The following is an 11,956-nucleotide window of genomic DNA, read 5'->3' on the forward strand; positions in this document are numbered from 1 at the left end:
TCACTTTTTCTAAAAAAGTGAAAGCAAAAAATCTGGAAAGCTGCTTATGTTCTCTACACATTCAATGTTCTTACATCGAGTCCATCAAAACCCTTTGGGTGTTGTATGGTTAAGCCTCACGGGCAATTAGTACAGGTTAGCTCAACGCCTCACAGCGCTTACACACCCTGCCTATCAACGTTCTAGTCTCGAACAACCCTTCAGGATACTTAAAGTATCAGGGAAGACTCATCTCAGGGCTCGCTTCCCGCTTAGATGCTTTCAGCGGTTATCGATTCCGAACTTAGCTACCGGGCAATGCGTCTGGCGACACAACCCGAACACCAGAGGTTCGTCCACTCCGGTCCTCTCGTACTAGGAGCAGCCCCCTTCAATCTTCCAACGCCCACGGCAGATAGGGACCGAACTGTCTCACGACGTTCTAAACCCAGCTCGCGTACCACTTTAAATGGCGAACAGCCATACCCTTGGGACCGACTTCAGCCCCAGGATGTGATGAGCCGACATCGAGGTGCCAAACACCGCCGTCGATATGAACTCTTGGGCGGTATCAGCCTGTTATCCCCGGAGTACCTTTTATCCGTTGAGCGATGGCCCTTCCATTCAGAACCACCGGATCACTATGACCTGCTTTCGCACCTGCTCGAACCGTCATTCTCGCAGTTAAGCGGGCTTATGCCATTGCACTAACCTCACGATGTCCAACCGTGATTAGCCCACCTTCGTGCTCCTCCGTTACTCTTTGGGAGGAGACCGCCCCAGTCAAACTACCCACCAGGCACTGTCCGCAACCCCGATTAGGGGCCAACGTTAGAACATCAAACATACAAGGGTGGTATTTCAAGGACGGCTCCAACGCAACTGGCGTCACGTCTTCAAAGCCTCCCACCTATCCTACACATGTAGGTTCAATGTTCAGTGCCAAGCTGTAGTAAAGGTTCACGGGGTCTTTCCGTCTAGCCGCGGGTACACTGCATCTTCACAGCGATTTCAATTTCACTGAGTCTCGGGTGGAGACAGCGTGGCCATCATTACGCCATTCGTGCAGGTCGGAACTTACCCGACAAGGAATTTCGCTACCTTAGGACCGTTATAGTTACGGCCGCCGTTTACCGGGGCTTCGATCAAGAGCTTCGCTTACGCTAACCCCATCAATTAACCTTCCGGCACCGGGCAGGCGTCACACCGTATACGTCATCTTACGATTTTGCACAGTGCTGTGTTTTTAATAAACAGTTGCAGCCACCTGGTATCTGCGACTCTCGTCAGCTCCATCCGCAAGGGACTTCACCATCAAGAGCGTACCTTCTCCCGAAGTTACGGTACCATTTTGCCTAGTTCCTTCACCCGAGTTCTCTCAAGCGCCTTGGTATTCTCTACCCGACCACCTGTGTCGGTTTGGGGTACGATTCCTTACAATCTGAAGCTTAGAGGCTTTTCCTGGAAGCATGGCATCAATGACTTCACTACCGTAGTAGCTCGACGTCGTGTCTCAGCCTTAAGAGTGTCCGGATTTACCTAAACACTCAGCCTACGCACTTGAACCTGGACAACCGTCGCCAGGCCCACCTAGCCTTCTCCGTCCCCCCATCGCAATTGTAAGAAGTACGGGAATATTAACCCGTTTCCCATCGACTACGCCTTTCGGCCTCGCCTTAGGGGTCGACTTACCCTGCCCCGATTAACGTTGGACAGGAACCCTTGGTCTTCCGGCGGGGAGGTTTTTCACCCCCCTTGTCGTTACTCATGTCAGCATTCGCACTTCTGATACCTCCAGCATGCTTTACAACACACCTTCAACGGCTTACAGAACGCTCCCCTACCCAATGTTCAAAGAACATTGCCGCAGCTTCGGTTTACAACTTAGCCCCGTTACATCTTCCGCGCAGGCCGACTCGACTAGTGAGCTATTACGCTTTCTTTAAATGATGGCTGCTTCTAAGCCAACATCCTAGCTGTCTAAGCCTTCCCACATCGTTTCCCACTTAGCTGTAATTTGGGACCTTAGCTGGCGGTCTGGGTTGTTTCCCTCTCCACGACGGACGTTAGCACCCGCCGTGTGTCTCCCGGATAGTACTTACTGGTATTCGGAGTTTGCAAAGGGTTGGTAAGTCGGGATGACCCCCTAGCCTTAACAGTGCTCTACCCCCAGTAGTATTCGTCCGAGGCGCTACCTAAATAGCTTTCGGGGAGAACCAGCTATCTCCGAGTTTGATTGGCCTTTCACCCCTAGCCACAAGTCATCCGCTAATTTTTCAACATTAGTCGGTTCGGTCCTCCAGTTGATGTTACTCAACCTTCAACCTGCCCATGGCTAGATCACTCGGTTTCGGGTCTATATCCAGAGACTATGGCGCCCAGTTAAGACTCGGTTTCCCTACGGCTCCCCTAGATGGTTAACCTTGCCACTGAATATAAGTCGCTGACCCATTATACAAAAGGTACGCAGTCACACCACGAAGGTGCTCCTACTGCTTGTACGTACACGGTTTCAGGTTCTATTTCACTCCCCTCACAGGGGTTCTTTTCGCCTTTCCCTCACGGTACTGGTTCACTATCGGTCAGTCAGGAGTATTTAGCCTTGGAGGATGGTCCCCCCATATTCAGACAGGATAACACGTGTCCCGCCCTACTCGATTTCACTGAACATGCATCGTCAACTACGGGACTATCACCCTGTATCGTCGGACTTTCCAGACCGTTCGTCTAACACATGTAAAGCTTAAGGGCTAATCCAATTTCGCTCGCCGCTACTTTCGGAATCTCGGTTGATTTCTTTTCCTCGGGGTACTTAGATGTTTCAGTTCTCCCGGTTCGCTTCATTGAGCTATGTATTCACTCAATGATACTGGCTTATGCCAGTGGGTTTCCCCATTCGGAAATCGTAGACTCAAGTGGCTGTTACTGCCTCATCTACGCTTATCGCAAGTTACTACGTCCTTCATCGCCTCTGACTGCCAAGGCATCCACCGTGTACGCTTAGTCACTTAACCATACAACCCCAAAGGGTCTTTGTTAAACAACCAAAGTTGCTATCTCATTATTTGAATGAGCGAGATAGCGTTGATTTTGCCGGACTCAATTTCGAATAGTCACTAAAAGTGACCTTCCCAAGAACACTTGAATGTGTTTGTTGGTGTTTGTCTTAAAGACAAACATTGAGAACTTTACAAACAACAATAAATTGTTGTTTTGTCAGCTTTCCAAATTGTTAAAGAGCAATGCAATTCTCTACGAGAAACACACTTTTTAAAGACTCTCAGCGTCGAAAAATCAACCACAAACATAAAGAAGGTGGTTTTCATCAAGAAACACTAAAAATATTTAAAGAGTGGTGGGCGATACCGGGTTCGAACCAGTGACCCCCTGCTTGTAAGGCAGGTGCTCTCCCAACTGAGCTAATCGCCCATTGCATTCAAGAATGGTGGAGCTATGCGGGATCGAACCGCAGACCTCCTGCGTGCAAGGCAGGCGCTCTCCCAGCTGAGCTATAACCCCAACTCTTGAAGTAATGGTGGGTCGTGCAGGATTCGAACCTGCGACCAATTGATTAAAAGTCAACTGCTCTACCGACTGAGCTAACGACCCATGGTATCCCGTAGGGGAGTCGAACCCCTGTTACCGCCGTGAAAGGGCGGTGTCCTAGGCCTCTAGACGAACGGGACACTAAGATACTCTAAACTTTCTAAACCGTATCAATCTGTGTGAACACTCATCGCAATAATCATCGTATAAGGAGGTGATCCAGCGCCAGGTTCCCCTAGCGCTACCTTGTTACGACTTCACCCCAGTCATGAACCACAAAGTGGTGAGCGTCCTCCCGAAGGTTAAACTACCCACTTCTTTTGCAGCCCACTCCCATGGTGTGACGGGCGGTGTGTACAAGGCCCGGGAACGTATTCACCGTGGCATTCTGATCCACGATTACTAGCGATTCCGACTTCATGGAGTCGAGTTGCAGACTCCAATCCGGACTACGACGCACTTTTTGGGATTCGCTCACTTTCGCAAGTTGGCCGCCCTCTGTATGCGCCATTGTAGCACGTGTGTAGCCCTACTCGTAAGGGCCATGATGACTTGACGTCGTCCCCACCTTCCTCCGGTTTATCACCGGCAGTCTCCCTGGAGTTCCCGACATTACTCGCTGGCAAACAAGGATAAGGGTTGCGCTCGTTGCGGGACTTAACCCAACATTTCACAACACGAGCTGACGACAGCCATGCAGCACCTGTCTCAGAGTTCCCGAAGGCACACCTGCGTCTCCGCTGGCTTCTCTGGATGTCAAGAGTAGGTAAGGTTCTTCGCGTTGCATCGAATTAAACCACATGCTCCACCGCTTGTGCGGGCCCCCGTCAATTCATTTGAGTTTTAATCTTGCGACCGTACTCCCCAGGCGGTCTACTTAACGCGTTAGCTCCGAAAGCCACGGCTCAAGGCCACAACCTCCAAGTAGACATCGTTTACAGCGTGGACTACCAGGGTATCTAATCCTGTTTGCTCCCCACGCTTTCGCATCTGAGTGTCAGTATCTGTCCAGGGGGCCGCCTTCGCCACCGGTATTCCTTCAGATCTCTACGCATTTCACCGCTACACCTGAAATTCTACCCCCCTCTACAGTACTCTAGTCTGCCAGTTTCAAATGCAGTTCCGAGGTTGAGCCCCGGGCTTTCACATCTGACTTAACAAACCACCTGCATGCGCTTTACGCCCAGTAATTCCGATTAACGCTCGCACCCTCCGTATTACCGCGGCTGCTGGCACGGAGTTAGCCGGTGCTTCTTCTGTTGCTAACGTCAAATGATGCCGCTATTAACGACACCACCTTCCTCACAACTGAAAGTGCTTTACAACCCGAAGGCCTTCTTCACACACGCGGCATGGCTGCATCAGGCTTGCGCCCATTGTGCAATATTCCCCACTGCTGCCTCCCGTAGGAGTCTGGACCGTGTCTCAGTTCCAGTGTGGCTGATCATCCTCTCAGACCAGCTAGGGATCGTCGCCTTGGTGAGCCCTTACCTCACCAACTAGCTAATCCCACCTGGGCATATCCTGACGCGAGAGGCCCGAAGGTCCCCCTCTTTGGCCCGTAGGCATCATGCGGTATTAGCCATCGTTTCCAATGGTTATCCCCCACATCAGGGCAATTTCCCAGGCATTACTCACCCGTCCGCCGCTCGCCACCCGAGAAACAAGTTTCTCTGTGCTGCCGCTCGACTTGCATGTGTTAGGCCTGCCGCCAGCGTTCAATCTGAGCCATGATCAAACTCTTCAATTAAAAGTTTTTTTGAAGCTTGCGCTTCGGCTCAATGAATACTGAATAAATTGACTGTGCCGATACTTAGTATCGTTTTGGTCACTCAGTTCATTGATAAATCTTTTGGATTATCATCAACGAGTGCCCACACAGATTGATAGGTTTATATTGTTAAAGAGCTTTGCTTTCAGCGCTTTAGCACTTAAGCAGGACGCGTATAATACGCTATTGACTCTGTAAGTCAACATAAAACTCTAAGCTTTTTGCTTAAAACTTTATGGTGACTGGTCTAATTAAAGACAAGTCGAACCTTTTGTCTTCACTTTTTGAAAAAGTGAAAATAAATAGGAGCCTGGCGATGTTCTACTCTCACATGGGGAACCCCCACACTACCATCGACGCTATTTCGTTTCACTTCTGAGTTCGGAATGGATTCAGGTGGGTCCAAAACGCTATGGTCGCCAAGCAAATTCTGTTTTTGTCTTCACTTTTTCTAAAAAAGTGAAAGCAAAAAATCTGGAAAGCTGTTTATGTTCTCTACACATTCAATGTTCTTACATCGAGTCCATCAAAACCCTTTGGGTGTTGTATGGTTAAGCCTCACGGGCAATTAGTACAGGTTAGCTCAACGCCTCACAGCGCTTACACACCCTGCCTATCAACGTTCTAGTCTCGAACAACCCTTCAGGATACTTAAAGTATCAGGGAAGACTCATCTCAGGGCTCGCTTCCCGCTTAGATGCTTTCAGCGGTTATCGATTCCGAACTTAGCTACCGGGCAATGCGTCTGGCGACACAACCCGAACACCAGAGGTTCGTCCACTCCGGTCCTCTCGTACTAGGAGCAGCCCCCTTCAATCTTCCAACGCCCACGGCAGATAGGGACCGAACTGTCTCACGACGTTCTAAACCCAGCTCGCGTACCACTTTAAATGGCGAACAGCCATACCCTTGGGACCGACTTCAGCCCCAGGATGTGATGAGCCGACATCGAGGTGCCAAACACCGCCGTCGATATGAACTCTTGGGCGGTATCAGCCTGTTATCCCCGGAGTACCTTTTATCCGTTGAGCGATGGCCCTTCCATTCAGAACCACCGGATCACTATGACCTGCTTTCGCACCTGCTCGAACCGTCATTCTCGCAGTTAAGCGGGCTTATGCCATTGCACTAACCTCACGATGTCCAACCGTGATTAGCCCACCTTCGTGCTCCTCCGTTACTCTTTGGGAGGAGACCGCCCCAGTCAAACTACCCACCAGGCACTGTCCGCAACCCCGATTAGGGGCCAACGTTAGAACATCAAACATACAAGGGTGGTATTTCAAGGACGGCTCCAACGCAACTGGCGTCACGTCTTCAAAGCCTCCCACCTATCCTACACATGTAGGTTCAATGTTCAGTGCCAAGCTGTAGTAAAGGTTCACGGGGTCTTTCCGTCTAGCCGCGGGTACACTGCATCTTCACAGCGATTTCAATTTCACTGAGTCTCGGGTGGAGACAGCGTGGCCATCATTACGCCATTCGTGCAGGTCGGAACTTACCCGACAAGGAATTTCGCTACCTTAGGACCGTTATAGTTACGGCCGCCGTTTACCGGGGCTTCGATCAAGAGCTTCGCTTACGCTAACCCCATCAATTAACCTTCCGGCACCGGGCAGGCGTCACACCGTATACGTCATCTTACGATTTTGCACAGTGCTGTGTTTTTAATAAACAGTTGCAGCCACCTGGTATCTGCGACTCTCGTCAGCTCCATCCGCAAGGGACTTCACCATCAAGAGCGTACCTTCTCCCGAAGTTACGGTACCATTTTGCCTAGTTCCTTCACCCGAGTTCTCTCAAGCGCCTTGGTATTCTCTACCCGACCACCTGTGTCGGTTTGGGGTACGATTCCTTACAATCTGAAGCTTAGAGGCTTTTCCTGGAAGCATGGCATCAATGACTTCACTACCGTAGTAGCTCGACGTCGTGTCTCAGCCTTAAGAGTGTCCGGATTTACCTAAACACTCAGCCTACGCACTTGAACCTGGACAACCGTCGCCAGGCCCACCTAGCCTTCTCCGTCCCCCCATCGCAATTGTAAGAAGTACGGGAATATTAACCCGTTTCCCATCGACTACGCCTTTCGGCCTCGCCTTAGGGGTCGACTTACCCTGCCCCGATTAACGTTGGACAGGAACCCTTGGTCTTCCGGCGGGGAGGTTTTTCACCCCCCTTGTCGTTACTCATGTCAGCATTCGCACTTCTGATACCTCCAGCATGCTTTACAACACACCTTCAACGGCTTACAGAACGCTCCCCTACCCAATGTTCAAAGAACATTGCCGCAGCTTCGGTTTACAACTTAGCCCCGTTACATCTTCCGCGCAGGCCGACTCGACTAGTGAGCTATTACGCTTTCTTTAAATGATGGCTGCTTCTAAGCCAACATCCTAGCTGTCTAAGCCTTCCCACATCGTTTCCCACTTAGCTGTAATTTGGGACCTTAGCTGGCGGTCTGGGTTGTTTCCCTCTCCACGACGGACGTTAGCACCCGCCGTGTGTCTCCCGGATAGTACTTACTGGTATTCGGAGTTTGCAAAGGGTTGGTAAGTCGGGATGACCCCCTAGCCTTAACAGTGCTCTACCCCCAGTAGTATTCGTCCGAGGCGCTACCTAAATAGCTTTCGGGGAGAACCAGCTATCTCCGAGTTTGATTGGCCTTTCACCCCTAGCCACAAGTCATCCGCTAATTTTTCAACATTAGTCGGTTCGGTCCTCCAGTTGATGTTACTCAACCTTCAACCTGCCCATGGCTAGATCACTCGGTTTCGGGTCTATATCCAGAGACTATGGCGCCCAGTTAAGACTCGGTTTCCCTACGGCTCCCCTAGATGGTTAACCTTGCCACTGAATATAAGTCGCTGACCCATTATACAAAAGGTACGCAGTCACACCACGAAGGTGCTCCTACTGCTTGTACGTACACGGTTTCAGGTTCTATTTCACTCCCCTCACAGGGGTTCTTTTCGCCTTTCCCTCACGGTACTGGTTCACTATCGGTCAGTCAGGAGTATTTAGCCTTGGAGGATGGTCCCCCCATATTCAGACAGGATAACACGTGTCCCGCCCTACTCGATTTCACTGAACATGCATCGTCAACTACGGGACTATCACCCTGTATCGTCGGACTTTCCAGACCGTTCGTCTAACACATGTAAAGCTTAAGGGCTAATCCAATTTCGCTCGCCGCTACTTTCGGAATCTCGGTTGATTTCTTTTCCTCGGGGTACTTAGATGTTTCAGTTCTCCCGGTTCGCTTCATTGAGCTATGTATTCACTCAATGATACTGGCTTATGCCAGTGGGTTTCCCCATTCGGAAATCGTAGACTCAAGTGGCTGTTACTGCCTCATCTACGCTTATCGCAAGTTACTACGTCCTTCATCGCCTCTGACTGCCAAGGCATCCACCGTGTACGCTTAGTCACTTAACCATACAACCCCAAAGGGTCTTTGTTAAACAACCAAAGTTGCTATCTCATTATTTGAATGAGCGAGATAGCGTTGATTTTGCCGGACTCAATTTCGAATAGTCACTAAAAGTGACCTTCCCAAGAACACTTGAATGTGTTTGTTGGTGTTTGTCCTAAAGACAAACATTGAGAACTTTACAAACAACAATAAATTGTTGTTTTGTCAGCTTTCCAAATTGTTAAAGAGCAGATTTCTTTCGAAACCATTTTTAAAGATTCTTAAGGAAAAACCCTTAAAGATGGTGGAGCTAAGCAGGATCGAACTGCTGACCTCCTGCGTGCAAGGCAGGCGCTCTCCCAGCTGAGCTATAGCCCCATCGTTTGAGTGGTGGGTCTGAGTGGACTCGAACCACCGACCTTACGCTTATCAGGCGTACGCTCTAACCACCTGAGCTACAGACCCACTAGATACTCTAATCTAAACCGTATCAATCTGTGTGAACACTCATCGCAATAATCATCGTATAAGGAGGTGATCCAGCGCCAGGTTCCCCTAGCGCTACCTTGTTACGACTTCACCCCAGTCATGAACCACAAAGTGGTGAGCGTCCTCCCGAAGGTTAAACTACCCACTTCTTTTGCAGCCCACTCCCATGGTGTGACGGGCGGTGTGTACAAGGCCCGGGAACGTATTCACCGTGGCATTCTGATCCACGATTACTAGCGATTCCGACTTCATGGAGTCGAGTTGCAGACTCCAATCCGGACTACGACGCACTTTTTGGGATTCGCTCACTTTCGCAAGTTGGCCGCCCTCTGTATGCGCCATTGTAGCACGTGTGTAGCCCTACTCGTAAGGGCCATGATGACTTGACGTCGTCCCCACCTTCCTCCGGTTTATCACCGGCAGTCTCCCTGGAGTTCCCGACATTACTCGCTGGCAAACAAGGATAAGGGTTGCGCTCGTTGCGGGACTTAACCCAACATTTCACAACACGAGCTGACGACAGCCATGCAGCACCTGTCTCAGAGTTCCCGAAGGCACACCTGCGTCTCCGCTGGCTTCTCTGGATGTCAAGAGTAGGTAAGGTTCTTCGCGTTGCATCGAATTAAACCACATGCTCCACCGCTTGTGCGGGCCCCCGTCAATTCATTTGAGTTTTAATCTTGCGACCGTACTCCCCAGGCGGTCTACTTAACGCGTTAGCTCCGAAAGCCACGGCTCAAGGCCACAACCTCCAAGTAGACATCGTTTACAGCGTGGACTACCAGGGTATCTAATCCTGTTTGCTCCCCACGCTTTCGCATCTGAGTGTCAGTATCTGTCCAGGGGGCCGCCTTCGCCACCGGTATTCCTTCAGATCTCTACGCATTTCACCGCTACACCTGAAATTCTACCCCCCTCTACAGTACTCTAGTCTGCCAGTTTCAAATGCAGTTCCGAGGTTGAGCCCCGGGCTTTCACATCTGACTTAACAAACCACCTGCATGCGCTTTACGCCCAGTAATTCCGATTAACGCTCGCACCCTCCGTATTACCGCGGCTGCTGGCACGGAGTTAGCCGGTGCTTCTTCTGTTGCTAACGTCAAATGATGCCGCTATTAACGACACCACCTTCCTCACAACTGAAAGTGCTTTACAACCCGAAGGCCTTCTTCACACACGCGGCATGGCTGCATCAGGCTTGCGCCCATTGTGCAATATTCCCCACTGCTGCCTCCCGTAGGAGTCTGGACCGTGTCTCAGTTCCAGTGTGGCTGATCATCCTCTCAGACCAGCTAGGGATCGTCGCCTTGGTGAGCCCTTACCTCACCAACTAGCTAATCCCACCTGGGCATATCCTGACGCGAGAGGCCCGAAGGTCCCCCTCTTTGGCCCGTAGGCATCATGCGGTATTAGCCATCGTTTCCAATGGTTATCCCCCACATCAGGGCAATTTCCCAGGCATTACTCACCCGTCCGCCGCTCGCCACCCGAGAAACAAGTTTCTCTGTGCTGCCGCTCGACTTGCATGTGTTAGGCCTGCCGCCAGCGTTCAATCTGAGCCATGATCAAACTCTTCAATTAAAAGTTTTTTGAAGCTTTCGCTTCGGCTCAATGAATACTGAATAAATTGACTGTGCCGATACTTAGTATCGTTTTGGTCACTCAGTTCATTGATAAATCTTTTGGATTATCATCAACGAGTGCCCACACAGATTGATAGGTTTATATTGTTAAAGAGCTTGCTTTTCGAGAAGCTTTTCTCTCAAAGCGGAGGTGCATTCTAGCGAGTTAATTTGAAGAGTCAAACACTTTTTCAAATTTATTTTCTCAGAAGCTTTTGCCTCACCCGACCTTGCTGAAGCCTTACGCTGTCTGCCGTGTCGGTGGATGCGCATTATAGGGAAGGCAGTTTCATTGGCAACCCCTAATTTGAAAAAAAGTCACCAAAAGCGTTTGTTTGATTACAAAGCCAACAATGTGGCGCAAAAGAGAGCAAAACACCCCCTTTCGCGACTAATAAGATGGGGTAAATGATAGGACAAACTTAAATAAAGGCGTATGCATCAGCAAACATTCTTTCACGCTTAGCTTGTTTTTGCTGTGTAAATTGCTCTCTTGCTAAGCCAGCCATCTCAAATCGACCTGCGATGTAAATATCGTAGTTTTCCAAACTACTGAAATCCTCGTGGATGGCTTGTAATACGTTACCCACTTTGCCCTGCCAATTCGCAGGAGACTCTTCCACGACGGAAATAAAATGCACATTCGCATTTTGGCTGGCAATCAAAGCCAACTCTTCGCTCGCGTAAAGTTGTGAATAATCTCTAGCGCCCCAGTAAAGATAAATTGAGTTTGGCTTATTCTGCGCGATACAGTGATCGAGAATAGAACGTACATAACTAAAACCCGTTCCACCAGCAATGAGTAACATCGGTCTTTCGCTCTCTTCGCGGATCCACGCATCGCCATGTGGTGCATCGATATCAATATAGCTATCGTTATCCAATGCATTCTGCATCACCTCCACCACTTCAAGTGCATAAGCATTATGTTCGGCAGCACCGATATGTAACTCTAACTCCCCTTCGTGACGACAAGGGCTACTGGCAATGGAAAATGGACGCTTGTCTTTCTCACCCATCACCACCATGAGATATTGACCTGCTTTAAAGGAGACTGGTTTTTCAGGATGCAATAGGATCTGGTAAGTGTTGCTGGCTAGTGGCTTAATCGACTTTACTTTACATTGAATTGTCATG

1 protein-coding gene, 6 tRNA genes and 5 rRNA genes are annotated in these 11,956 nt (G+C 49.9%); all 12 read right to left on the reverse strand.

Annotated features, from left to right (window positions below):
• Nucleotides 1–105 precede the first annotated feature (105 nt).
• Nucleotides 106–2,993: ribosomal RNA gene (locus tag VV1_RS04425) — 23S ribosomal RNA — on the reverse strand.
• 339 nt (nt 2,994–3,332) lie between these two features.
• Nucleotides 3,333–3,408: transfer RNA gene (locus tag VV1_RS04430), tRNA-Val, on the reverse strand.
• 14 nt (nt 3,409–3,422) lie between these two features.
• Nucleotides 3,423–3,498 (reverse strand) — tRNA-Ala (locus VV1_RS04435).
• Between the two features lie 14 nt (nt 3,499–3,512).
• Nucleotides 3,513–3,588: transfer RNA gene (locus VV1_RS04440), tRNA-Lys, on the reverse strand.
• Nucleotide 3,589: 1 nt separating this feature from the next.
• Nucleotides 3,590–3,665 (reverse strand) — tRNA-Glu (locus tag VV1_RS04445).
• A 67-nt stretch (nt 3,666–3,732) separates the two neighbouring features.
• Nucleotides 3,733–5,275, reverse strand: a 16S ribosomal RNA gene (locus tag VV1_RS04450).
• 329 nt (nt 5,276–5,604) lie between these two features.
• Nucleotides 5,605–5,720, reverse strand: a 5S ribosomal RNA gene (rrf, locus tag VV1_RS04455).
• 123 nt (nt 5,721–5,843) lie between these two features.
• Nucleotides 5,844–8,731, reverse strand: a 23S ribosomal RNA gene (locus tag VV1_RS04460).
• Between the two features lie 279 nt (nt 8,732–9,010).
• A tRNA-Ala gene (locus VV1_RS04465) sits at nt 9,011–9,086 on the reverse strand.
• A 10-nt stretch (nt 9,087–9,096) separates the two neighbouring features.
• Nucleotides 9,097–9,173 (reverse strand) — tRNA-Ile (locus tag VV1_RS04470).
• A gap of 62 nt (nt 9,174–9,235) precedes the next feature.
• Nucleotides 9,236–10,778, reverse strand: a 16S ribosomal RNA gene (locus tag VV1_RS04475).
• The 16S, 23S and 5S rRNA genes sit together here with 6 tRNA genes alongside, the layout of an rRNA operon.
• Nucleotides 10,779–11,241: 463 nt before the next feature.
• Entirely contained in the window at nt 11,242–11,955 is a 714-nt protein-coding gene (gene fre, locus VV1_RS04480; RefSeq protein ID WP_011078982.1) for an NAD(P)H-flavin reductase, read from the reverse strand.
• Between the last annotated feature and the right edge of the window lies 1 nt (nt 11,956).

The sequence above is a fragment of the Vibrio vulnificus CMCP6 genome (assembly GCF_000039765.1).
GTDB lineage: Bacteria > Pseudomonadota > Gammaproteobacteria > Enterobacterales > Vibrionaceae > Vibrio > Vibrio vulnificus_B.